Origin of the sequence: Rossellomorea vietnamensis, assembly GCF_008180415.1 — a bacterium.
GTDB lineage: Bacteria > Bacillota > Bacilli > Bacillales > Bacillaceae_B > Rossellomorea > Rossellomorea vietnamensis_C.
Map to the genome: position 1 here is coordinate 281,625 of NZ_VTEI01000006.1, position 24,018 is coordinate 305,642.

The 24,018-nt window shown below is 43.1% G+C and carries 24 protein-coding genes and 1 other annotated feature; all 24 genes read right to left on the reverse strand.

Features of this window, described 5'->3' with window-relative positions; all coding sequences use genetic code 11:
- Positions 1-3: 3 nt before the first annotated feature.
- The 24 genes from FZC78_RS13545 to spoVE all read right to left on the reverse strand — a co-directional run bounded on the left by FZC78_RS13545 (position 4) and on the right by spoVE (position 23,968).
- Positions 4-900: an aspartate carbamoyltransferase catalytic subunit gene (locus FZC78_RS13545; RefSeq protein ID WP_148940269.1), complete on the reverse strand. Its 897-nt coding sequence runs from the start codon at positions 898-900 to the stop codon at positions 4-6.
- A gap of 361 nt (positions 901-1,261) precedes the next feature.
- Entirely contained in the window at positions 1,262-2,578 is a 1,317-nt protein-coding gene (locus FZC78_RS13550; protein WP_148940271.1) for a solute carrier family 23 protein, read from the reverse strand.
- Between the two features lie 147 nt (positions 2,579-2,725).
- Positions 2,726-3,274, reverse strand: a complete 549-nt coding sequence (pyrR, locus tag FZC78_RS13555; RefSeq protein ID WP_148940356.1) for a bifunctional pyr operon transcriptional regulator/uracil phosphoribosyltransferase PyrR — start codon at positions 3,272-3,274, stop codon at positions 2,726-2,728.
- Positions 3,275-3,490: 216 nt separating this feature from the next.
- A complete protein-coding gene (locus tag FZC78_RS13560; protein WP_435874119.1) occupies positions 3,491-4,393 on the reverse strand; it encodes an RluA family pseudouridine synthase in 903 nt (300 codons plus the stop codon).
- On the reverse strand, positions 4,374-4,868 hold the full coding sequence (gene lspA, locus FZC78_RS13565; protein ID WP_148940275.1) for a signal peptidase II: 495 nt from the start codon (positions 4,866-4,868) through the stop codon (positions 4,374-4,376). The genes FZC78_RS13560 and lspA overlap by 20 nt, the downstream gene beginning before the upstream one ends.
- 296 nt (positions 4,869-5,164) lie before the next feature.
- Positions 5,165-5,425 carry a hypothetical protein gene (locus FZC78_RS13570; protein ID WP_148940277.1) on the reverse strand — a complete coding sequence of 87 codons (261 nt, stop codon included), beginning with the start codon at positions 5,423-5,425 and terminating at the stop codon, positions 5,165-5,167.
- 665 nt (positions 5,426-6,090) lie between these two features.
- On the reverse strand, positions 6,091-8,853 hold the full coding sequence (gene ileS, locus FZC78_RS13575) for an isoleucine--tRNA ligase (protein WP_148940279.1): 2,763 nt from the start codon (positions 8,851-8,853) through the stop codon (positions 6,091-6,093).
- A gap of 159 nt (positions 8,854-9,012) precedes the next feature.
- Positions 9,013-9,245, reverse strand: a binding site (T-box leader).
- A 35-nt stretch (positions 9,246-9,280) separates the two neighbouring features.
- Positions 9,281-9,799, reverse strand: a complete 519-nt coding sequence (locus tag FZC78_RS13580; protein WP_113929827.1) for a DivIVA domain-containing protein — start codon at positions 9,797-9,799, stop codon at positions 9,281-9,283.
- A 91-nt stretch (positions 9,800-9,890) separates the two neighbouring features.
- Positions 9,891-10,667, reverse strand: coding sequence for an RNA-binding protein (locus tag FZC78_RS13585; RefSeq protein ID WP_148940280.1), 777 nt, complete (start codon positions 10,665-10,667; stop codon positions 9,891-9,893).
- A 344-nt stretch (positions 10,668-11,011) separates the two neighbouring features.
- Entirely contained in the window at positions 11,012-11,272 is a 261-nt protein-coding gene (locus FZC78_RS13590; RefSeq protein WP_148940282.1) for a YggT family protein, read from the reverse strand.
- Positions 11,273-11,276: 4 nt separating this feature from the next.
- Complete coding sequence (locus FZC78_RS13595) at positions 11,277-11,723, reverse strand: cell division protein SepF (RefSeq protein ID WP_148940284.1); 447 nt, start codon at positions 11,721-11,723, stop codon at positions 11,277-11,279.
- A gap of 14 nt (positions 11,724-11,737) precedes the next feature.
- On the reverse strand, positions 11,738-12,412 hold the full coding sequence (locus FZC78_RS13600; RefSeq protein WP_148940286.1) for a YggS family pyridoxal phosphate-dependent enzyme: 675 nt from the start codon (positions 12,410-12,412) through the stop codon (positions 11,738-11,740).
- 5 nt (positions 12,413-12,417) lie between these two features.
- Positions 12,418-13,236, reverse strand: coding sequence for a peptidoglycan editing factor PgeF (gene pgeF / locus FZC78_RS13605; RefSeq protein ID WP_148940288.1), 819 nt, complete (start codon positions 13,234-13,236; stop codon positions 12,418-12,420).
- A 71-nt stretch (positions 13,237-13,307) separates the two neighbouring features.
- Entirely contained in the window at positions 13,308-13,586 is a 279-nt protein-coding gene (locus tag FZC78_RS13610; protein ID WP_113929821.1) for a YlmC/YmxH family sporulation protein, read from the reverse strand.
- Between the two features lie 88 nt (positions 13,587-13,674).
- Positions 13,675-14,451: an RNA polymerase sporulation sigma factor SigG gene (gene sigG / locus FZC78_RS13615; protein WP_148940290.1), complete on the reverse strand. Its 777-nt coding sequence runs from the start codon at positions 14,449-14,451 to the stop codon at positions 13,675-13,677.
- A 297-nt stretch (positions 14,452-14,748) separates the two neighbouring features.
- Positions 14,749-15,468: an RNA polymerase sporulation sigma factor SigE gene (gene sigE, locus FZC78_RS13620; RefSeq protein WP_148940292.1), complete on the reverse strand. Its 720-nt coding sequence runs from the start codon at positions 15,466-15,468 to the stop codon at positions 14,749-14,751.
- Positions 15,469-15,523: 55 nt separating this feature from the next.
- Entirely contained in the window at positions 15,524-16,450 is a 927-nt protein-coding gene (gene spoIIGA, locus FZC78_RS13625; protein ID WP_187444935.1) for a sigma-E processing peptidase SpoIIGA, read from the reverse strand.
- A 250-nt stretch (positions 16,451-16,700) separates the two neighbouring features.
- Positions 16,701-17,852 carry a cell division protein FtsZ gene (ftsZ, locus tag FZC78_RS13630; protein WP_148940293.1) on the reverse strand — a complete coding sequence of 384 codons (1,152 nt, stop codon included), beginning with the start codon at positions 17,850-17,852 and terminating at the stop codon, positions 16,701-16,703.
- 41 nt (positions 17,853-17,893) lie between these two features.
- Positions 17,894-19,195, reverse strand: coding sequence for a cell division protein FtsA (gene ftsA, locus FZC78_RS13635; RefSeq protein WP_148940295.1), 1,302 nt, complete (start codon positions 19,193-19,195; stop codon positions 17,894-17,896).
- Between the two features lie 116 nt (positions 19,196-19,311).
- A complete protein-coding gene (locus tag FZC78_RS13640; protein WP_148940297.1) occupies positions 19,312-19,674 on the reverse strand; it encodes a small basic family protein in 363 nt (120 codons plus the stop codon).
- 4 nt (positions 19,675-19,678) lie between these two features.
- Positions 19,679-20,395, reverse strand: coding sequence for a DUF881 domain-containing protein (locus FZC78_RS13645; RefSeq protein WP_252183616.1), 717 nt, complete (start codon positions 20,393-20,395; stop codon positions 19,679-19,681).
- 47 nt (positions 20,396-20,442) lie between these two features.
- On the reverse strand, positions 20,443-21,150 hold the full coding sequence (locus tag FZC78_RS13650) for a DUF881 domain-containing protein (RefSeq protein ID WP_148940299.1): 708 nt from the start codon (positions 21,148-21,150) through the stop codon (positions 20,443-20,445).
- Entirely contained in the window at positions 21,128-21,916 is a 789-nt protein-coding gene (locus FZC78_RS13655; RefSeq protein WP_148940301.1) for a cell division protein FtsQ/DivIB, read from the reverse strand. The genes FZC78_RS13650 and FZC78_RS13655 overlap by 23 nt, the downstream gene beginning before the upstream one ends.
- A gap of 951 nt (positions 21,917-22,867) precedes the next feature.
- A complete protein-coding gene (gene spoVE / locus FZC78_RS13660; protein ID WP_148940302.1) occupies positions 22,868-23,968 on the reverse strand; it encodes a stage V sporulation protein E in 1,101 nt (366 codons plus the stop codon).
- Positions 23,969-24,018 lie beyond the last annotated feature (50 nt).

The following is a 24,018-nucleotide window of genomic DNA, read 5'->3' on the forward strand; positions in this document are numbered from 1 at the left end:
GATTTATTCTCCTCCTTGGTTTTCTAATGCTCTCTTTAAAACAGCCATTCTTACATAAACACCGTTTTCCATCTGTTTGAAAATCCTGGATTTCTCACTTTCAACTAGAACATCCGCAATTTCAACATCCCGGTTGACTGGTGCAGGATGAAGAATGATGCTATGGTCTTTCATCATCTCTGCCCTTTCCACCGTTAAGCCGAATTGCTGATGGTACTGTTTCTTTGACAATGATGCAGTGTCCTTGTGCCTTTCATGCTGAACTCTGAGAAGCATAACGGCATCACCTGTGCTGACTGCCTCGTCCATCGGGAGGTACATGCCGTTATCTATAAGGTCCTGCGGAAACCACTCAGGCGGTCCTGAGAAGAAGACCTGGGCACCAAGTTTTTTCAATGCTTCTGCATTTGACCGGGCGACCCTGCTGTGCAAGATATCTCCAATAATACTAATCTTCAAGTCTTGGAAGCTTCCAAACTCTTCTTTGATTGTCATGAGGTCCAATAAGCATTGTGTCGGGTGATTTCCACAGCCGTCCCCTCCGTTAAGAATGGGAATGGACAGGTGATCTTTCAGAGTATCGAAGTAGCGGTCTTCCTCATGCCTGATGACTACGGCATTGACTCCGATCGCTTCAAGGGTCTTGACCGTGTCATAGAGTGTTTCCCCTTTGGAGACGCTTGATGTTCCCGTTTCGAAAGGAATGACTTCCAATCCGAGCTTCCGTTCTGCCATTTCGAAACTGCATTTGGTCCTCGTGCTGTTTTCGAAAAACAGATTTGCTATGTACTTGGGCGAGCCAGGACTCCAGCCCCCGCCATTTTTAAACTCTCCAGCCTGGGAGAGGACTTCTTCAATTTCATGGATACTTAGTTCAGACATTGTCAGCAAATGCTTCATCTTCTAACCTCCTATTGATCGGCTGAGGGCAAGAACAAAAGCGTAAACGCCTTGCTCAGCCCCGACAGGCAAATGTTCCAAAGAGAAAAAAAGGCGGGCTTTCCTTTTATTCTCTTTGGGTTATTTGACCCCGAGGGGCTAGGCGCTGCAGCTCTGGACGTGGATAACATCACTATAAATTGTCCTCAGTCGTTGATTTTATAATTTCCTAGGCAGCAAAAAACACCCTGACCTTTTCATCAGGGTGTTTCGAGTCGGCATAAGGCATACCTGTCCCGCCGTCAGGCAAAACAAGTTCCCATGCTTCATCCAAACACCCTTCTAAGCCTCTCTGGACCTCTATTAAAAGGTGTTTACTGCGTTATTTAGTCTCTGCATTCTCTGTGAACATTTCTTCTTCAACTACAGGATCCTGTCCAGGAAGTACAAGGTTCAGTACAACTCCGACGATCGCCGCCAATGCCATTCCGGAGAGTGACAGCCTGTCAGTGATTTCAACAAACGCACCACCGACACCGATTACCAGGATGACAGAGGAGATAATCAGGTTCCGCTTTTTGCCCAAGTCGATGTTATTATCAATCAGCATGCGCAGGCCGCTTGATGCGATGATACCGAACAGAAGGATGGATACGCCTCCCATTACAGCTGTAGGAATCGACTCGATCAGTGCTGTGATTTTTCCGATGAAACCGAAAGCGATAGCGATCACCGCGGCACCTCCGATAACAAACACGCTGAATACTCTCGTGATGGCCAGGACTCCGATGTTCTCACCGTAAGTAGTGTTTGGAGGCCCTCCCAGGAAAGACGCGATGATGGTTGCTACCCCGTCTCCCATGATTGAACGGTGAAGCCCGGGCTGTTTCAAGAAGTTCTTTCCAGCGACTTTACTCAGGACCATCTGGTCTCCTGTGTGTTCTGCAAGAGTAACGATTGCCACCGGTACCATGATGGCGGCAACTTCCCATGAGAACGAAGGTGTGTAGTTTACAAAAGGTATGATAAAGTCAGGCACTTGAAACCAAGGTGCTGTTTTGACCCCGGACAGGTCTACAATCCCTGCAAAAAAAGCAATAGTGTAACCGCCGACAATACCGGCAAGAATCGGAATCAGCCCAAGAAAACCACGGAAGAACATTGATCCGATCACGGTGATGGAAAGAGTAGCCAGTGCGACCATCAAGTGTGTGGTACTGTAAACCAATTCAGCTGCTCCAGGATTTTCATACATAGCCATATTGACCGCTGTACCTGCCAAGCCAAGACCAATGACCATAATAACCGGCCCCACGACGATCGGCGGCAAAATCTTTAGAAGCCACCTAATGCCAAGCTGTGAAATCAGCAGCGCAACCACTCCATAGACCAATCCTGCCAAGAAACTTCCCATCATCGCTGCTTCAGGTCCACCGACCGTCTGGGCCGAGATGATCGGCGCTATGAATGCGAATGATGATCCCAGATAAGCAGGTATTCTGCCCCTTGTGATCAGCAGGTAAGCAAGTGTTCCAAGTCCGCTGGATACAAGTGCTACTGCCGGACTAAGATCCACAAGGTAGGGTACCAATACGGTCGCCCCAAACATTGCGAATAAATGCTGCAAGCTCAGTGTAAGCCACTGTCCTGCCTTTGGTACGTCTCTTACGTCTAATACTATGTCGTTGTTATCTGCCATGTTGTTTCCTCCTCTATTCCCATAAAAAAAACCCCTCTGCCAGAGTATGCAAAGAGGTTTCTTCAATCAAGTTCCACCCATGGTGAAGCTGTATCGATTGAGATTCCTTTGCCAGCCTCTCTGGACTGTCTTTAAAAGGATAGCTATTTAATTATCATGTATTGTTACTTGATCTTCATCGTCCACTTCCGTAAGTTCCACGACAATCTTTTCCGAGCTTGAAGTCGGTATGTTTTTTCCGACAAAGTCGGCACGTATCGGAAGCTCTCTATGTCCTCTATCAACAAGTACTGCCAGTTGGATGGTGCTTGGCCTTCCCAAGTCCATCAGAGCATCCAGTGCCGCTCTTACCGTCCGCCCCGTGAAAAGGACATCGTCAATCAAGATCACCTTCTTATCCGTGACATCGACCGGAAGATCCGAACCCTTTACTTCTGGTTCATCATTTTGAGTTTTTACCGTCAAATCATCACGGTATAATGTGATGTCTATTTCTCCTACCGGAACTTTGGCTCCTTCTATTTCTTCTATACGATTTGCCAATCTTTCCGCCAAGTGAATCCCTCGGGTCTTGATTCCCACAAGGACACAGTTCTCAATCCCTTTGTTCCGTTCAATAATCTCGTGAGCGATTCTTGTCAGTGCCCTTCTGATAGCATGCTGATCAAGAACGACTGTTTTTTGAGCCACTGTCATCACCTCGTCCTTAATATTGCCAGGAAACGTTCCATTAACACTTCTCAACAAAAAATCCCTCCCACCGCTATGGTGAGAGGGCATACTTATCGTTAGAAATCATTACACTGCGCTCTTGTAGTGTAATTCATGAAAAGTTCCTTCTCAGCCTCACGGGACTGTATTAAAGGTTTCCTTATTCGGTTAAATCAATCATAAGACCTTAGAGACCAATTGTCAACGGGTATTTTGCAATTTCTGCAGAGTTTGTCGAAAAACCTCCGGCGGATCTGCTTCAAATTCAAGGTACTCTCCTGTCCGGGGATGCTGGAATCCGAGTACTGCAGCGTGAAGGGCCTGTCCATCAAGATCAAGAGTCTTCCTCGGCCCATACTTCGGATCTCCAGCTAATGGATAACCAATATACTTCATATGAACGCGAATTTGATGAGTTCTGCCTGTCTCTAACTTACACTCGACATAAGTGAATGTGGAAAACCTATCAAGTACATTGAAATGGGTGACCGCATCTCTTCCCGAATCCACCACAGCCATTCTCTGGCGGTCCTTGGGATCTCTGCCCAGAGGTGCATCAATGGTTCCATGATCATGAGGAATGATTCCATGTACAATAGCTTTATATTTACGCGTAACGGTTTTGTTGACCAGCTGCCCTACGAGTTTTTCATGGGCAAGATCATTTTTTGCCACCATCAACAGCCCTGATGTATCCTTATCAATGCGGTGGACAATTCCCGGTCTTAGAACACCATTGATACCGGAAAGATCTTTACAGTGTGCCATCAATCCATTCACCAATGTCCCATTAGGATGGCCCGGTGCCGGGTGGACAACCATGCCCCTTGGTTTATTGACGACGATGACATCAGCATCTTCATAGTAAATATCAAGGTCCATCTCCTCTGGTACGACATCCAGTTCTTCTGGTTCCGGAATGGAAATGCTGATTTTATCATCAATAGCACACTTGTAATTGGTTTTCACCTCTGCGCCGTTCACTTTGACATTTCCATCTTTTATCCATTGCTGGACCTGTGATCTTGACCACTGTTCTTCAAGCTGGGTCAGCATCTTATCCAATCTTAGGCTTTTTTCTTCTTCACGAACGATATGTTCCATTGTTTCCATATAATTTCTCCTTCTTTTCTCTTCGCTCATCCAGCAGCATGGTTATGACCATCATCCCTACACCGATAGTTAGAGCAGCATCAGCTATATTGAAGATTGGAAAATCATATTGAAAAATATATGTATTCAGAAAATCAACAACTTCTTTCCTAAATAGCCTGTCAATAAAATTACCAATCGCCCCGCCAAGCAGCAAAGCAAGGCTTAAGCTGAACAGTTTATTTCCTTTAGCTTGTTTCTCAAGATAGTAAACGATTCCAATGATGACTCCGATTGTGATTATATAAAAGAACCACATTTGGCCTTGCAGTATGCCCCAGGCCGCTCCCTGGTTCCTGTGGGAAGTGATGTAGAACAAATTTTCAATGACTGTTATGCTCTGTCCTTCTGTCATGTTCCGCACGACCAGCCACTTCGTAAGCTGATCCAATGCCACTACAACCAAAGCAATCAGATAATAAACCATACGGGAAGCCTCCGTCTCCAATCAAATTGATTACTTTAGCATTTTAGCATAATAACGGGCAGAAAGACACAGTTATTCAATTCGTGATATTAAAACTGCTTCATGAATATTTACTCTTTAAAAGAAGTAGTGATTTCCGCTCCATACCTCCGACTCCGCCAGGCGGGAGTGAAGTTTAAAGTGAATGCTTCCGTTCAGGCGTCCTGCATTTGAGAGAGCGAACCTTATAATTTCCCCAGTCTTACCTTCTTCCCTGCAATGTAGAACGGAAGTTGAACACTATTTTATAAGGTCTCTTAATAAAGCGACTTCTTTGAATAGGGGTTCCAATTTCGATGATCATTGGTCCCGCCGCCAATCCAAAAATAGGAAATCAGTTCATTACAAAAGGCTGGGTCTGTGAACTGCCTTGCATAGTATTGTTCCAAAACAAATTGTATTTCCCGTTTTTCTTCTTGAATGTAATGTTGAACTAAAACATTTTCCGAGCGGGCATTTTCGAGCTCTTGTAAAGAAACTTCCAATTCCTTGATCGTTTGCTGTAGTTGTTCTTCCATGTACATCCCTCCGTGTTTTTAGTATGGTACAAACGGGGAAAATGTTGATATGTAAGTATTAGTAATAGTGGAGAGTACTGCTTGTTCACTTTATAAAAGAAGATGCCAAAGGGTTTGGTGTTAAATAAAATTTTATAGGAAGCAAATGCTATTGAGTGGTAACTTAAACTCTTTTGTATCTCAGAGGTATTTGGGTCATATCTAATCGCTGACTTTAATTTTTTCTTATTTAATGTACGTTTCGCGGTGTTTCTCACCACTATCTTTTTTCCATGCTCACTTATTGGTATGTTTTTCGGCTTATAGTACCATTATCTTTTTTCCACGCTGACTTATTGGTATGTTTACCAGCTAATCGTACCACTATCTTTTTTCCACCCTCACTTATTGGTATATTTTCCAGCTTATCGTACCATTATCTTTTTTCCATGCTCACTTATTGGTGCGTTTTCCGGCTTATCGTACCACTATCTTTTCTCCACGCCCACTTAATGACAAATTTCAAGGTTAAAACAGCATTAACTTTTCTTCCTTTTCACTTATTGGTACGATTTTCGCTAAAAGTATCCTTACCACCTAGACAGCCATCAACACAACCGGCGAAATAACCGTTCTCAAATCAGCAAAAGACCCCGTGAAATAAACTCACAGGGTCTTCAAAGGTTTTAAGAGTAATGTTTCTTCACAACATCTGTACAGCGCGGGCAGAGACCCGGGTGATCAGCGTCACGGCCGATTTCTGTTGAAACCGTCCAGCAGCGTTCACAAGTCTCACCTTCTGCCTTTTCAACAACAATGGCATTGTTCTCAAGCTTCAACGCATTTTCCGGAGCCTCTTCCAGACTTCCGCCAATCTCAAATGCAGAAACAATGAACAGCTGCTTCAGGTCTTCTTTTACAGATTGAAGGAGATTCTTCGTTTCTTCATTTACGTAAAGAGTCACTTTAGCTGTTAATGATTTACCGATGATTTTTTCGTTTCTTGCTTCCTCAAGAGCTTTCAATACATTATCACGGAGGTTTAGGAAAGCTTCCCACTTAGAAAGAAGTTCTTCGCTGTCAGGGATTTCCTTGTATTCAGGCATATCCGTCAGTTGAACACTTTCTTCCGGTTGTGAAGGCATATGAGTCCAAACCTCGTCAGCTGTATGAGAAAGAATAGGAGACATCAATTTTGTCAACACAACAAGACTTTCATGAAGGACCGTTTGCATCGCACGTCTTTCATAATTATCTTCTGCCTCAATGTAAAGCACATCTTTGGCAAAGTCCAGATAAAAAGAGCTCAAATCAAGCGTACAGAAGTTATTGACACTTGTGTAGATGCTTGAGAAGTCATAGCTTTCGTATGCTGAACGGACATTTTTAATCAAATTGTTCAGCTTTACAAGCATGAATTGGTCTACTTCCCTTAAGTTCTCATAGGAAACAGCATCTTTTGCAGGATTAAAGTCTGCAAGGTTACCTAACAGGAATCGATACGTGTTTCTGATTTTGCGGTACACTTCAGAAACCTGTTTCAAAATGGCATCAGAGAAACGCACATCAGCCTGGTAATCCACGGAAGCCACCCAGAGGCGAAGGATGTCGGCACCGCTTTGCTTGATCACTTTGCTTGGAGTAACAATATTGCCAATAGATTTACTCATTTTGCGGCCTTCACCGTCATTCACGAATCCGTGGCTTAATACTCCTTTATAAGGTGCTTTCCCTGTTACAGCCACTCCGGTTGTCAGAGAAGAGTTGAACCAGCCGCGATATTGGTCAGATCCTTCTAAATAGAGATCAGCTGGACGCTGAAGGTCTTCTCTTTGATGAAGCACAGATTGATGAGAAGATCCGGAGTCGAACCAGACATCCATGATATCCTGTTCTTTAGAGAACTCCCCATTAGGGCTTCCTTCATGGGTAAACCCTTCAGGAAGAAGTTCCTTGGCGCTCTTTTCGAACCAGATATTCGAACCATGCTGGCGGAATAGCTCAGAAACATGGGCGATTGTTTCCTCAGTGATGATTTCTTCGCCGTTTTCAGCATAGAAGACAGGGATTGGGACGCCCCAAGCACGCTGCCTGGAAATACACCAGTCGCCTCTGTCGCGGACCATGTTGAACAGTCTTGTTTCACCCCAAGCCGGGATCCACTTTGTATCTTTGACCGCTTGCAGCAGATCTTCCCTGAATGCATCAATCGAAGCAAACCACTGTGGAGTCGCACGGAAAATGACAGGTTTTTTTGTACGCCAGTCATGCGGATAGGAATGCTTAATAAAATCAAGCTTCAGCAATGCACCGGCTTCTTGCAGTTTTTCAGTGATCGGTTTGTTTGCTTCATCATAGAATAAACCTTCGAATCCAGGAGCTTCTTCTGTCATTACACCTTTATCGTTGACAGGACAAAGTACGTCAAGACCGTATTTTTTGCCTACAAGGTAATCATCTTCACCATGGCCAGGGGCCGTGTGTACGCATCCTGTACCTGAATCTGTTGTGACATGCTCACCCAGAATAACTAGGGATTCCCTGTCATAAAGTGGATGCTGGGCTTTTACTAATTCCAGTTCCGATCCTTTGACTGTTTTTACGACTTTCGGTTCGTTCCATTCCAGAACGGAAGTGACCTCTTCCAGCAAGTCTTCTGCCACGACATATTTACTGCCTTCAACATCGACAACAACATAAGCAAGGTCAGCATGGACAGTGATAGCAAGGTTTGCCGGAATAGTCCAAGGAGTTGTAGTCCAGATGATGATCTGCGTTCCTTCTTCCAGGACTCCGTTTCCTTCTTTTACTGAAAAGCCTACATAGATGGACGGAGATCGTTTATCCTGATACTCGATTTCTGCTTCTGCTAAAGCCGATTCGCTGGACGGGCTCCAATATACCGGCTTTAAGCCTTTATAGATATACCCTTTGTTCGCCATATCGCCGAACACTTTGATCTGCTCCGCTTCATATTCAGGTTTCATAGTGATATAAGGATTATCCCAGTCACCGCGGACCCCCAGCTGTTTAAATTGGCTGCGCTGGCTGTCGATCTGGCCGTAAGCATACTCTTCACAAAGCTTACGGAACTCAGCGACTGTCATTTCTTTACGGTTAACGCCTTTTTTCGTCAAAGCCTGTTCGATTGGCAGCCCATGTGTATCCCAGCCGGGAACGTAAGGAGCATTGAAACCGCTCATGGATTTGTATCTAACGATGAAGTCTTTCAATACTTTGTTGAGCGCATGCCCCATGTGAAGATCACCATTGGCATATGGAGGGCCGTCATGAAGGACGAATAATGGCTTTCCTTCGTTTCGTTCCTGTACTTTTTTGTAAATGTTGGTCTCTTCCCATTTTTCTTGCATTTCCGGTTCGCGCTTAGGCAGGTTGCCGCGCATAGGGAATTCAGTTTTTGGCATTAATAAAGTGTCTTTATAATTCAATGTATTTCCTCCTGTCCGGAAGCAGTATATGGATACTGGCCCTGGCTCTTTTATTACGTTCTGGATGCGCAACTTCTGACTGTATCAGGATTATCGGTTTGCCTTTCCTTGATACATCGTGAAAAAAATAAACCAATAAAAAAAGCCTTCTCATCCCTGGAAAGGGACGAGAAAGCTAACCCGCGGTACCACCCTAATAGGCAAATAAGTTTGCCCACTCTGACATTCGTAACGAGAATGACACGCCGGAAGCTAATTGCTGTTCGCGTTCAAATCCGGTGCTCGAGGGTGATATTCCGCTTCCTTTGCCTGCGCCAAGCTCCCACCATCCTTGACTCGCTGTATTAAGGCTGTAAGTTAAAGAAACGTACTGTCCCTTTCATTGCGCTGCAGTATAATTGTAAAATCCATTATATGAAATATAATCTTATTTCGTCAAGGAATCTTCTTCTTTTAATGTCTTTAAATCTGTAGCATCGATTTCAAATTCCATGATTTGGTCCCAGTCATCACTGCTCAGCAGATCAAGTTGTGCCTCGATAAGCATCTTGAAGCGTGTCCTGAAGACTTTCGACTGTTTTTTCAACTCCTCGATTTCCATGGCGATTTTTCTAGCCTTGGAAAGTGACTCATTGACGATTCTGTCAGCATTCTTCTCTGCTTCCTTCACAATCAGCTTAGCTTCTTTAGAAGCATTGCGGCGGACTTCTTCCCCGGCTTCTTGAGCAATGACGATTGATTTGTTCAATGTCTCTTCAATGTTAGTGAAGTGGCCCAGACGCTCATTCATCGATCCAAGAGTTTCTTCCAGCTCTTTTTTCTCGCGAAGGAGAATCTCGTAATCCTTAATGATCTGATCAAGAAACTCATTCACTTCATCTTCATCATAACCGCGGAAACCGCGACTGAATTCTTTGTTATGTATATCCAACGGCGTTAAAGGCATAATGCCACCTCCATCTCTAAGTAGTATTGCTTTTCCTATTATAACTGAATTTTCGACAGTTTGTGGGAATTTCCCTTTATTTTTCGAAAATTTATTTCAAGATGCCGGCAGCGATCCGGATTTTGTCCTTTTTTGTCCTGCCTTCTATCGAAAGCAGTTTGCTTCTTCCGAAACCTCTCATGGAAAAGACATCTCCTTCGCCAACTTCAAAAGCCGCCGCCTCTATTACTCTCCAGTTTACCTTTACGGCTCCACCTGTAATCAAGGTCTGGACTTTCTGCCTGGAAATGTTGTACAAAGCGGAAAGGATCACATCAAGGCGCAGGGAGCTTGCCGTCGTGATGACTTCCCGCCATTCTTCTGAAGAAGTAATCATATTCTCAAAAGGAACTTTCTGCAGGGCTATCTTACTTCTGCCAGCCTCACTGAAATTCGCTTCTACATAGTCCCCAATCTCAGAAGCAATCATTAACTGAATTCGGTCCCCGTCCATGAGGATATCCCCGAATTTTTCTCTTTTTAATCCAATGGACATCAGAGAACCGAGGATCTGCCGGTGCTCAAGAGTAACAAATTTCTTGGCATACTGTATTTCATAAATTGAAACTGCGTAATCTGAAGGAGAAGGCTCATAATAGCCAGGATATAATATCGCTCTCTTCCTTTCAATGGAAGCAGTTTCAGGATAGAAGCTAATTTTAATATCATTATTTGTTCCTATTATAGCTTTTAGTATATGCTGCTGTCTTGGATCTAAAAAGTCCGTAACTTTAGGAGAATATGAATTCTCTACATATTCACGCCATCCAATAACGTTATCAATAAATTCTTTCTCGTCTTTTCTAAAGTGTTGATAAATGGATGTCACCTTTACACCTTCTTTTTATTATGGAAAAATATGAAACACTATAAATGAACTAATGCTTACCTGTCACAGTCGCCCAATACTCAATGTTTCATTTGGCTCAAACCTCTGACGCTTATGCTAGAAGCGGAGCCATGGGGAAAAGTTCATCGAGAGTTCTTTTTTGAACGCTGTTTTCGCAAAGATTGCGGCTATTGAGAAATAATGGATTTCTGCTCCAGACGGACGACTCCTTGGCTACGCCTGCATACAAAGTGGAAGTACTTTAAACAGCCCCGACATGAAAATATCCTCAAGAGAAAAAGGGAGCCTTTTTAAGACCCCCTCCTAGTAAGATAAAAAAATGACTAAAACCACATAGATAACTGCCATATTCCAGTTCTAGCCATACCCAATACTAGAAAAGCAACAATTGGAGATATATCAATCATGCCAATTGAAGGGACAATTTTACGAAAAGGTTCAAGATAAGGCTCACAAATAGTGGCTAAAAATTTACCAATACCCGTTTCCCGAGCATTTGGAAACCAAGACATAAGTATATAAATAATTAAAGCATAAGAGTAGTATTCCACTAATTTGTAGAGTACTAAAAAAATAAATTCCATCACACTACCACCTTGTATTATGGTTATCTTCTTCTTGTAGGAACTCGGAGATATTCCCTGCAACTTCGACATTGTCCGGAGTGCATAGGAAGATGTTGCTGCCGATCCTTTGGATATCGCCGCCGAGAGCATATACGGTCCCGCTTAAAAAGTCGACAATACGCTTGGCCTGGTCATGCTGAATTCTTTGCAGGTTCACAACAATTGCTCTTCGGTTCTTTAAATGATCCGCTATTTCCTGAGCTTCTGCATAGACTCTCGGCTCTACTATAATCATCTTTGATGCCTTTTGGACACTTTGCAGACTGACAACATTTTGTTTCGATGATGAAGGCTGTTGTTGCTTCAAGGGCAGCGTCTCCTCATATTGTTCTTCATTATGACTCTGTTCCTGGTCATATTCTTCCTCGTCCAGCAGAAAAAAGTTCTTGAACTTTGACTTGATCCCCACTTGTCTGCCTCCTTTTAATCTTCTCCTACAAGGGCAGTGCCTACCCGTATAAAGGTGGCTCCCTCTTCAATAGCTATCATGAAATCATTCGACATTCCCATTGAAAGTTCCTGGCATGGTGCGTGTTTCAGGTTCATTTCAGCAATCTCTGTCTGCAGGTGCTTCATTTTCCTGAAGTATCCCCTTAACTCCGCTTCGTCGTCTATATTCGGCATCATGGTCATCAATCCTGCCACTTTAATGTTTTCATATTGACTTAACCCTTCAATAAAGGACCCCACTTCTTGAGGGGGAAGCCCCTGCTTCGATTCTTCACCCGATATGTTGACCTGCACAAAACAGGATACAGGTTTTTCTGCACGTTTATCAATTTCTTTTGCCAGCGAGTGACGGTCAAGCGAATGTATGTATGTGACCTTGTCTATTATATTTTTCACTTTGCGTGATTGAAGGCTGCCAATAAAGTGCCATACAGGCTTGTCCTTTAAGTACTCCCATTTGGAATCAAGGCCCTCATCCCTATTTTCGCCAAGATGGTTAAGCCCGGCTTCCAAAGCTTCCTGAGCCCTCTCATTGGAGACATATTTAGTAACGGCAACGACTGTTATATCCTCCGGGTTTCTGCCGGAAGCATCGCAAGCTTTCTTTATTTTTTCATTGAGGAGTCCAAGTTTATCTCGTACATCCATAGAAGTCACTCCTTCCAGCCAATAAAACTCATCATTCTGCCGGTCTTTCCATTATCCCGCCTGTGGGAAAAGAATTCCTCTTGTTCACACACTGTACAAAGCAGGGAAATTGATATATTTTCTGAGGGAACTCCGTTGTTTTGGAGGACAAGTTCATTTGCCTTTTTCAGATCCAATTCATACTGTCCTTTATATTTAAGATTATATGGCTTTTCATCACAATCTTCCAGCAGTTTTTCAACTTTGTCAATAACTCTGTCGTCCACCTGGTAGCATTTCCTGCAAATCGAAGGACCAATTGCCACTTGTATGTCAGCAGGGTCTGCCCCTGCTCGTTTAAACTCTTCAATCATTTTACCGGCTATATTCAGCACAGTTCCTTTCCACCCTGCATGGGCAACCCCAATGAATCTGCCCTCTGGGTAAAGGAAGTAAATCGGAACACAGTCGGCATAACACATTGTTAGCAGCAGATTGGGCACATTTGTAATCAGGCCGTCCGTATCCCGGATGCTGTCTGAATAATTGAGCGTGCCGCTCCCACCATGTTTTTCTGTTACCCACTGGATGTTACTGCTATGAGTTTGTTCTGAGCATACCCATAAATTTAAAGGAAACCCTATCCTGTCCGCCGCCTTCTTCCTATTTTTGGAGACATGATCCTTATCATCAGAGACATGAAGGCCCATATTCAATGATTGATATGCACCCTTGCTGAATCCGCTTTGTTTCCTTGTAATTCCCGCTTTTAGCCCCGGCAGGAGACTTTCCCATTGAGGAAGGGAGAATAGTAGATCATCTGCTTTGATAAAACTATCTGTCATTGCAAAAGTCTCCTTCCTTTTTCTATAGTCTACCATAAAACCCTCTATATCGTCACAATTCATCCGTCCGCTTATTGTTTTTTGGGTTCCTCCAATTGAGCCTGAAGATAATGATTATCTTTATGGCGGACGAGGATAACATCTTCACCGATTTTGACAATGGATGTCCAAGGGATGACGACATCTTCTTCCTTGCCAAAGAAACCGAGCAGCTTTCCATTTCTGCCTATAACAATGGCTTCAATTCTTCCTGTATCCAGATTAATCTCTATATCGGCAATATTCCCCAGTTTACGGCCGTCTGAAATACTGACTACATCTTTCACTTGAAATTCTGATATCCTGACCATCTCTCTCCCTCTTTCCTAGAAGTCTTATAGTCAATATATGCAAAATAAAAGGGGGTCATGCCCCGTCTTGCTTAAGGGGCATGACCCTTTACTGGATATTTTTATTCATTTGTTTGATTGCTGCTTTTTCAAGCCTGGAAACCTGAGCTTGGGAAATACCGATTTCTTCTGCCACTTCCATTTGGGTTTTTCCTTGGAAGAATCTCTTGCGGATGATCATTTTTTCCCTGTCATTCAATCTTCTCATACCTTCTTGAAGAGCAATTTCTTCTATCCAGGTATGGTCCCTGTTTTTTTCATCACTCAGCTGGTCCATCACAAAGATAGGGTCGCCGCCATCGTTATAGATCGGTTCAAACAATGATACAGGATCCTGAATTGCATCCATTGCGAAGACTATGTCCTCGTGAGGAACATCCAGCACCTTGGCGATTTCCTCTGCTGTCGGTTCTTTGGAAGTTTCACCCATAAGCCTCTCGCGCACCTGCAGAGCCTTATAGGCTATATCCCTGAGTGACCTTGATACTCTGATCGGATTATTATCCCTCAAATAACGTCGAATTTCTCCGATTATCATAGGCACGGCATATGTAGAAAACCGGACATTCTGCCCCAAGTCGAAATTGTCAATCGACTTCATTAAACCGATACAACCCACTTGGAAAAGATCATCTACGTATTCTCCGCGATTATTGAACCTTTGAATGACACTAAGGACAAGACGAAGGTTCCCATTTACAAGTTTTTCTCTGGCTGATATATCTCCAGCCTGCATTTCCCGAAAGAGTTTCCTCATCTCTTCATTCTTGAGAACAGGAAGTTTCGAGGTGTCTACACCACAGATTTCCACTTTATTTCGTGTCAAATTCTTTCCCTCCTTACAGGAGTTGCTGTACAAAAATCAGTATCTCCGCAGGAGGAAAAAATATGCATATTAGAATCGCCCTCCAAGACATGGAAATACCTCCAATCCAGACAGGACAAGTGTTGAATGAGCTAAATTTTTTTTGGGAATACAATATTTTACTCTTTTGATCTTTTAGATAAATAAGTAATAAAGGGGGGCTGTACCCGATGGAACAGGTCTTGAAGCTTTTTTACGAATCAGAAGAAATCTCCATAAAAAAAAAGCGATTCTTATTAGAATCGCTGCCAAGGTATGTTATACCATTTTATTAAATTCCTTTTTCAACCTCTTAATGATTCTTTTTTCCAACCTGGATATATACGATTGAGAAATCCCCAGCATATCGGCAACATCTTTTTGTGTTTTTTCTTCTCCACCCATCAACCCAAAACGAAGTTCCATGATCTGCTTTTCCCTGTCCGATAGTTCCGTCAGGGCATTAAACAGAAGCTTTCTGTCAACCGTAGCTTCCAGGTCTTTGGTAATGATATCTTCTTCCGTCCCCAAAACATCGGAGAGTAGAAGTTCATTTCCATCCCAGTCAATGTTCAATGGTTCATCAAAGGATACTTCAGAACGGATTTTATTATTTCTCCTAAGGTACATGAGGATTTCATTTTCAATGCATCTGGAAGCATAGGTGGCCAATTTAATCTTTTTTTCGGGGTTAAACGTATTAACCGCCTTAATCAGCCCGATAGTGCCAATACTGATAAGGTCTTCAATATTGATCCCTGTATTTTCAAACTTCCTTGCAATGTAAACAACAAGCCTCAGATTTCTTTCTATAAGTAATGAGCGAGCCGTCTTATCACCGTTAGGAAGCTTTTTCAAGAGTACCTCTTCTTCTTCTTTAGTCAGAGGCGGAGGCAAGGCTTCACTGCCGCCAATATAGTAGATCTCATCTGTCTTCAGCCCCAATTTTATCAGAAGCTTATACCAATAATATGTAAGTCTCAGCCGTAAATTTTTCAATGTATTTCCCCCTTCTATTTTGGTGAATTGTGAGTATAGTAATAGTGGCAATGTATTAAGAAACGTACTGCAGCGGCGATGAAGACAGCATCTTAGGATGTACTATGCAATTGAAGGTGTCATCAGCAGAGAAGGCAATTCCTTGAAAGACTATCAGGCCTTTGGGGCACCCCCAGACCTCTTTTCCTTTTCTAATCAAGATTGAATCCGGCTTATAGGCAATGAGCAGCTGATTCTTTTTTCCAATTGATTGGGCCGGAACAAACCGCACCCGTTCTTCCCATTGCGGAGGAAGAGAATGATCCCCGCTCATAAAGCGATCATTATCTTCAGATAAATGAAGAATATCTTCAGGTACTCTTCCTTCAAGCTTTTCAGTAGAAATCAGCATGACAGGGCTCTTGCTTAAGGGGTCATATAATTGGTTACCGCTGTCCACCAGACCTTTTAATTGTAGTTTCAACCCATTAATCTCGATTTCGACTTCCACAAGCTCATCGTACTGGATTTTAACGGTTTCAATGCTATTTATGCGATTGCGGGCAAAGTACCAGGAAGCCGGTAAGGCAAACATGACAAAGACCCAGCTGATTGGATCACCAAAACCTTTTACGCTCGCCAGGAACATAGAGGACTGAAGACTGTTATCGAATCTTAGAAAGTAATGAACACCAATCAATATGCCACCGGTCAGGAATGTTGAAAAATAGAGCATCAGCAAATTTCCTGCGTAGAATCGAAACCGCTTGAAGCCAAAAGCAGTAAAAACCATGATCATCGAAAAAATGAGTTTCATCAACGGATGTCCACTTATATGGGCATAAGATGTAAAGGAAAATAACACGATTAAAGACCCTATGAACCCTCCTAAAAAAATCCTCCACCATATTAGATGTCTTTTTAAAAACACTGCAGTCATTACCAGCAGAATGCTGTCTATCAAAAAATTTAATAGCCAAATGACATCTAAATACAGAACCAATCTCTTCCCTCCTTTTGCTCTATTTCCGACTGTTACGAGAAGTATATCGTACATACTCTCATGAAGTGTGTCACTTTCTGTAAGGAATGAAGTGAAACTTTTCATACTCTCGTTCGAATATTGTCAAAATACTTTTATAAAAATATGGCTCATGTTTGTTCTAGATGCAAATTCGCAATCGACGCAGAACTTTTTTCAAAACACAAAAAGACCCAAGGAAGATTCCTTGGGTCACATATATACAATTTATTTATCTGCGGCGGTTGCGATTTCTTAGGAACGTTGGAATATCCAATGTTTCCTCCACTCCCTGTCCGCTTGAACGGGAAGGCTCTTGCTGCTGAGGCTCCTCCCTCTTCGGCTCACGTTTTGGTGCTGGCTGGCTTGTATTATTACTGGAAGGTTTCATCCCGCCGAAAGATGGTCTTGACGGTTTTGGCTGGACAGCTTCTTCATTGAAACCAGTTGCAATGACAGTAACCACGATATCATCTTTCAATTCTTCATTGATGACAGAACCGAAGATCATATTCACTTCCTGATCTGATGCAGATGCTACGATATCTGCCGCTTCCTGAACTTCATAGAGGGAAAGGTTCGTTCCTCCTGTTATATTCATGAGGACACCTTGAGCACCATCAAGAGACGTTTCAAGCAATGGACTGGAAATGGCTTTCTTCGCTGCCTCGGTAGCACGGTTTTCACCAGAAGCGGCACCGATTCCCATTAAGGCAGATCCTTTATTGGACATGATCGTTTTCACATCTGCAAAATCGAGGTTAATCAGTCCTGGTGTAGCTATCAAATCGGAAATACCTTGAACACCTTGTCGTAAAACATTATCAGCTTCACGGAACGCTTCAAGCATTGGAGTACTCTTATCGACAATTTCAAGCAGACGGTCATTGGGAATGACGATCAAAGTATCCACTGCTTCTTTCATTGCCCCGATTCCTCCGCTTGCTTGTGTGGAACGTTTACGTCCTTCAAAGGTAAACGGACGTGTAACAACACCAACAGTCAAGGCACCGATTTCACGTGCAATACTTGCAATGACAGGAGCTGCACCAGTTCCTGTACCGCCGCCCATTCCTGCAGTTACGAAAACCATGTCCGCACCCTTCAGTGCTTCCTCAATCTGCTCTTTGCTTTCTTCGGCAGCCTTCTTGCCGACCTCTGGATTAGCACCCGCTCCAAGTCCTCTTGTCAGTTTGCCGCCGATTTGCATCTTGATCTCAGCTTTGGACAAGTTAAGTGCCTGGGCATCAGTATTGACCGCTATGAATTCTACTCCTTGTACACCATGCTCAATCATTCGATTGACGGCGTTATTTCCGCCGCCTCCTACTCCGATTACTTTAATGGTGGCTAATGAATCTAAATTTGTATCAAACTCTAACATGAAACATCCTCCTAATTCCTCGATTCTCAACCTATTTGAAACTATTCAAAAAAGTAGCCGAAAAACTTCTTCATTTTTGATGACACTTTTTCGTCGTCTGGCTTGTCCGTTTTTGGTTTTGGTTTTGGCTTTTCTGTCTGTTCAGGTTTCTTTGTATTGCGCTTTTCAGCAGGTTCGGCAGGAACAGGGGACGTACTGACGCTTCTGCCTTGTAATCTAGCATTCTTATGAGCATATTTAATCAACCCGACAGACGTTGTATATTGTGGTTCACGAACGCCGATATAATCAGGGACAGCTACTCTGACACGGTTCTGGAAGACCAGCTGTGACAGCTCGAGCACTCCTGGAAGGTTGGCAATGCCGCCTGTGAGCACATAGCCGCCAGGCAGATCATGGACACCCATCCTTCTTAATTCTTGCCCGATGATATCGAAAATTTCTTCTAATCTAGCTTCTATAATATCAGAAATTTCAAGCTGATTAAATTGTTGATGCTGATCACTGCCGATAATCGGTACACTGAACACCTCATCTTCGGATGCATGGTCATAAAAGGCATGACCATATTTCACCTTGATCATTTCGGCATCCTCAGTGGAAGTCCTTAATCCGATCGATAAATCCTTAGTGATATGCTCCCCGCCTACCGGAAGGACAGAAGCCGCTTTGATATGCCCTTGTTCAAAGACTGCGATGGTTGTCGAGCCTCCGCCTATATCGATCAAAGCCGCTCCAAGGCTTTGTTCATCCTTGGAGAGGGCTATGGAGCCTGAGGCAAGCGGCTGCAGAACAATATCCATGATCTCCAGTCCGGCTTTTTCCACACAGCGCAGTGTATTATGTAAAAGTGTTTTGGATCCTGTTATGATTGTTCCTTCCATTTCCAGCCTTACACCAATCATCCCTCTTGGGTCAGTGATTTCGTCCAGGCCATCTACAATGAATTGTTTAGGAATGACATTGACAATTTCCCTTTCAGGAGGGATAGAGATGACTTGTGCAGCTTCCATAACCCGTGCCACATCTTCATCTGTAATTTCCCTGTTCTCGCTTGATACAGCCACTACACCATGGCATGTTTGGAGGGCGACTCCGTTTCCAGGAATCCCGACGATTACCTGGTTAATATTTATTCCGACCATCCTTTCCGCTTGCTCGACGGCCTTTTTAATTGATTGAACAGTTTCATCGATATCTACGATGGATCCTTTTCGGATTCCTTGAGATTTGACATTTCCGACACCGATAATATTCAGGGAATCATTGGACATTTCTCCGATGATCACTTTAACTGTGGATGTACCGATGTCTAGACTTACGAAAATTTCATTGCTGTTCACTCTGTGGCACCTCCTTCAAATAGTATTCATTATAGAACAACAACTTTACTAAAGTTGAATTTTGAATATATCTTATAAAAATATTCGTCGCATTTAAAAGATTCCCTTTTAAATTTTCAATTTTTTTCTTTTTTTTCGCTATTAGCACTCCAATTGCTTATCAAAATCCTGCGGATAACCGCGATATTCTGGAACAGCCTGACACCAAAAGCGAAAACAGCTGCTAAATACAAGTCTACACCAAGATGGACACCTAGAAAAGCCAAACTTGCAGCCAATATGATATTAAAGAAAAAACCAGAGACAAATACTTTATCATCATAAATATTTTGGAGGTGGGCTCTGATCCCACCAAACAATGTATCGAGAGCTGCTAATACCGCAATGGATAAGTAATTCGAATATTCATCTGGAATCCTGATATCGGTAAGCAATCCAAGGATCACTCCTAGCAGCAACCCTAAAACGGGCAGCCACATGCTGTTAACTCCCTCCTTCTATAACAGGCTCCATATGGCGGACCCTGATGGTGTCTCCGTAAGCCGGAACGGTCAGGTTTTCCATTGGAGGACCGATAGTGACCCTGAGATTATCAATGAAAAAATCTTCTATTGCCCGGGAAACCTGCATGCGGTTATATAAATCTTCCGCTTTGTCCTGATTCAATGTCAGAACCTTTACTTCAAACGGAATGGAATTGATCGGGTAACCATCTATTTTGGTTTCGCCGTTGATATCCCTGATTACAGACGTATTGATTAGACGGTGTCCATCAATGGAGATATCCTGTGCACCATACCGATTCAACTCATTGATCAACCTTTCAAGAAGTTCCGGGGAGACCGATTGGACTTTAACGCCAAGCAGCATTTCTTCGGTGGAAGGTTCTACTGTCAGCACCAATCCAGACCCGCTTTTCTCCAGAAGGCCCGCTTCCTGCTTTAATTCATCCAATGTCTCCCTTAAAGCCTGCTCCTGGCTTGTCTGTCTTTCCGTTTCATATTTCTCCAGCTTTTCATTAATTGACTGAAGTTCTTGCAGAAGGCTGCCCGCTGCATCATTTTCATTTTGTATCGCTTCTCTTAATTCCCAAATATCCCTGGTATCCCTGATCACCGGCTCTTGAACAGTCTGGAATTGGACAGCCACCATGAATCCGATAATCAAAGTAATAAGAGTAAAGCTCACTTTATTGCCCACTCTTGCTCACCTTGCTTTCTTTGTTCCCGGCACAGGAGTTACTATGTTCACGATTCACTGATCACAGGCTCCAGTATCAATTTGCTTTCTTTCCTGAGGCTGAAATCTATGTTGTCGTTAACTAATTGGTCTTTCACACCGCCTGTTAAGTTCAAAGCTGATGCTAATACTTCAGTATCCCCGATAGCCGTAATTTCAAATGGAGCAGCCGAGGCCACCCCGTCAACTGTGATAACCGGTCCGGTGCAAAGGATATAAGAGTCATGCTTAAGCCTTTGGCCGTTTATTGCGACAGCCGATGCTCCAGCAATATATAGTTCGTTAATCACTTTAAATACATGATGTTCATGAACGATATAGTTGTTGACATTAGGATCATCAGCATTATATTGGGAATCCGAAAGAGTCACACTGACACCCGGTCCCTCAACTTTTACTTTTCCCAAAAACATTCTGTACTTCTCAGTGTCCTCAGCAAGATTGAAGTAAATCTGTTTCTCCTGGGACAATTCCTTTTCAATGTCAACGACCTGTTGCTGTTTTTCAAAAACTTCTTCCTGTAATTTTGAATTTTTTTCCTGATGGTCGATAAGCTGGCTGCGGAGCTCATCTTCCCTTTCCCACTGCCCATCAGTAATCCGTGTTCCTTCCTCCCTTTCAGAGTTTGCAATACTGTAAGAGAAGGCAAGGATGAATCCAAGGACCAGGCATACCAGCGAGAGGACGACATGCTTAACTTTCACTTTCATTTTCATTGGCCGCAGGATCTCCTTCCTTTTCATATTCTCTGAAATAAGAGCCGACTTCCAAGTCGATGACTCCTTTGGCTGATTCATCGAGCTGGCTGACGATGGAAGGGTAATGGACCATTTTCTCAGAAAAAGTCCTTATTGAAGCACTGACCTCAAAACCGTCATTCATATACAATGAAACATGGTACTGATCCGTTTTCTTAGGTGCCAGGACGATTTCAGAAATTGAATTCTTGATCTCAGAAGGGAGATTGTTAAGTTCACTAACCATTTCTTTTAAAATCTTATCTTCTTTGAAGCCAGTCAGAATCGGGGCGTCCGTCGGCAGTACTTCCAAAGTCCTTGATTCCAGGAGCTCTCCATTTTCCAATATAGGATAGAACCGGCTCTCATTGATCAGGTAAGCGGCTTTTTCAAATTCATCGACGTGGATTGTTACTGTGTTAGGGAGCTTAAGCTTTACTTCTGCTCCAGCTATCTCGGCAATGGCTCCAAGCTCTTCTTCTGCCTTCGACCTGTCAACACTCCAGACATTCATGCCTTCTTCTACCGAGACCTCCTTAAGTATGGACTCATCAGAAACTAACTGGTTTCCTGATAATTCTATTTCCTTCACATGACTTAAAGAGGACTGAAAATACACAACCGCCAGCACCAAAAGAAGAAAGAGTGATAACAAAAAAGTTAATCTCCGGTTAGCCTTTTTCTTGCGGTGCTGCTTCAGTTTTGGTATCCGTTCCTCCAAGGACACAATTTTTCCTTTGTCCATATTTTTCTTTCCCCTCCAATAATCTCACCATGAAGCAAAAAGGCAGGCATTCCAGCAAGTCCATGCAGATCTATTCTGCTCATCTTATCAGCCCATCAGCACCTGATGGGCACTGCCGGGAGCAGCATTCATTTCCAAACTGGTCTAGAAAACCTGCCATTCTTTTTGCGCTGACTGGAAAAGGGATGTCCTTTTCTCTTTATGTAAGGCTCTATCCATAACTTTGCGGCTATTGGTTATTTATTTTATTCCGAAAGATAGCGACCTAATGAACCGGAAAAATTCTGTTAAGCAAGAAAGCAAGAGCTTGTCTCTTCTTCAGTGCGAAAAACTAGTATCCTAAGGTAATTTCCGGTATTTGAAATACTTTCCATAAGCCACACATATGCGAGAACAGCCTAATGTTCATATATGCTTATTATTAATTGACCCAGACAATGGAATCAACTCTGCAAATATTCTAATTCAATACCTTTATTCTATATGAAGGGAAAAGATGATTAAAGAGGTTAGACCATTATTTTCGCAATATTTTTCTATTTTTTGTATTTTGGGACGCACTATCCCCTTTGAAAATGAACTTATGCGATAAATACCTCCATAATTTTCCTGATAATGTCATCATAACCAGCTCAGCCTTACAAAATCAAGGCTCTACAGCGTATTCCCTATACTACTATATTTTAAACGTCAGCGGGCTTTGATTATCAGAATGTCATTGAACTGTAAATTAGCTAAGATGTTTTGTTACATGATTAATTTTGCCAGAGAGCTTATCCTGTATTGACAAACCTCTGAAAAAGAACCGAAACCCATAATCATCTGAGTTTCGGTTCTTTTTGAGCTAGTTTTGTGATTATGGCTTTGCTTTGAAGATTTACTCCAATCACCCTGTATTTTAAAAGCTCAGTGAACGATGGATAACATCGTTTTTTTAAATGAAGGCTTCTGTTATAACCTGGCGTAGCGGCTGATGTTTAAAAGGACACCCACCGCCAATAGCATCAGTGTTAAAGAAGATCCCCCATAACTCAGGAACGGAAGGGTAATCCCAGTCACCGGCATTAAGCCGGTGACCACTCCGACATTAATCATGACCTGGATGGCAATCATCGAAACAATTCCGACAGCGAGGAAACTTCCGTACAAATCAGGAGCTCCTAGAGCAATCCTAATTCCCCTCCATAAAAGGAGTGAGAAGAGCAAGAGGACAAGGCTGCCGCCGATAAACCCCAATTCCTCTGCCAGAATCGCAAAGATGAAATCGTTTTGAGGTTCTGGTAAATAAAAGAATTTCTGCCTGCTTTCTCCCAGCCCGAGACCAAGCAGTCCACCAGGCCCTATCGCGTACAAAGACTGAATCATTTGAAATCCGCTGCCCAATGGGTCTTCCCACGGATCAAGAAAAGAGGTGATCCTTTTGATTCGATACGGAGCGGACAGGACCAGAGCTGCAAATCCTGCAAGTCCAGCAAGTCCCATCATGGCAAAATGGCTTATTTTTGCGCCTGCGATAAATACCATAACGACTGCAGTTCCGACCATGACTGTTCCTGTACCTAAGTCCGGCTGAAGCATAATCATGCCAAAAGCCACAAATACCAGGAGCAGTGAAGGGACAAGCCCCTTACGGAACGAGGTTATGTACTTCTGATTTTCAGATAAAAACTTTGCAAGAAAAGCAATCATGGCAAGTTTCATAAATTCAGAAGGCTGTATGGAGAATGCCCCGACGCCAATCCAGCTTCTTGAACCATTACGGAGAACCCCGACTCCAGGAATCAGAACCATTACGAGAAGGACAAAGCAGATAATAATGATCACTTTCCCCCAAGTCCTCCATGTCCAGTAATCAACATTCATGATAAAGAACATGGCCAATATTCCCACTCCGGCGAACAGCATCTGCCGTTTGGCAAAGAAGAAGGTATCGTCGAATTTGTAATCCGCCCACACAGCACTCGCGCTGTATACCATAATAAGACCGATGGCCAGCAGTGATAGTGTTACAACAATCAAAATGAAGTCGGGAGTTGATTTTTTCAAAGGCAATTCTAACACCTCGATAGACTTATTTGAGCCGTTTCGAGCAATCAAAACCT

Excerpts from the sequence above, each read along its gene's own strand:
- FZC78_RS13600 (WP_148940286.1), bottom strand. The coding sequence starts at position 12,412 with ATGGATGTACGAGATAAACTTGGACTCCTCAATGAAAAAATAAAGAAA.
- FZC78_RS13580 (WP_113929827.1), bottom strand. The coding sequence starts at position 9,799 with ATGCCTTTAACGCCGTTGGATATACATAACAAAGAATTCAGTCGCGGT.
- pyrR (WP_148940356.1), bottom strand. The coding sequence starts at position 3,274 with ATGACAGTGGCTCAAAAAACAGTCGTTCTTGATCAGCATGCTATCAGA.
- FZC78_RS13640 (WP_148940297.1), bottom strand. The coding sequence starts at position 19,674 with ATGTGGCTGCCCGTTTTAGGGTTGCTGCTAGGAGTGATCCTTGGATTG.
- ftsZ (WP_148940293.1), bottom strand. The coding sequence starts at position 17,852 with ATGTTAGAGTTTGATACAAATTTAGATTCATTAGCCACCATTAAAGTA.
- FZC78_RS13545 (WP_148940269.1), bottom strand. The coding sequence starts at position 900 with ATGAAGCATTTGCTGACAATGTCTGAACTAAGTATCCATGAAATTGAA.
- FZC78_RS13650 (WP_148940299.1), bottom strand. The coding sequence starts at position 21,150 with ATGAAAATGAAAGTGAAAGTTAAGCATGTCGTCCTCTCGCTGGTATGC.
- FZC78_RS13560 (WP_435874119.1), bottom strand. The coding sequence starts at position 4,393 with ATGGAACATATCGTTCGTGAAGAAGAAAAAAGCCTAAGATTGGATAAG.
- FZC78_RS13610 (WP_113929821.1), bottom strand. The coding sequence starts at position 13,586 with ATGGTCAGGATATCAGAATTTCAAGTGAAAGATGTAGTCAGTATTTCA.
- pgeF (WP_148940288.1), bottom strand. The coding sequence starts at position 13,236 with ATGACAGATAGTTTTATCAAAGCAGATGATCTACTATTCTCCCTTCCT.
- FZC78_RS13570 (WP_148940277.1), bottom strand. The coding sequence starts at position 5,425 with ATGGAAGAACAACTACAGCAAACGATCAAGGAATTGGAAGTTTCTTTA.
- lspA (WP_148940275.1), bottom strand. The coding sequence starts at position 4,868 with ATGGTTTATTATCTGATTGCTTTGGTTGTAGTGGCATTGGATCAGCTT.
- FZC78_RS13550 (WP_148940271.1), bottom strand. The coding sequence starts at position 2,578 with ATGGCAGATAACAACGACATAGTATTAGACGTAAGAGACGTACCAAAG.
- FZC78_RS13590 (WP_148940282.1), bottom strand. The coding sequence starts at position 11,272 with ATGGAATTTATTTTTTTAGTACTCTACAAATTAGTGGAATACTACTCT.
- FZC78_RS13655 (WP_148940301.1), bottom strand. The coding sequence starts at position 21,916 with ATGGACAAAGGAAAAATTGTGTCCTTGGAGGAACGGATACCAAAACTG.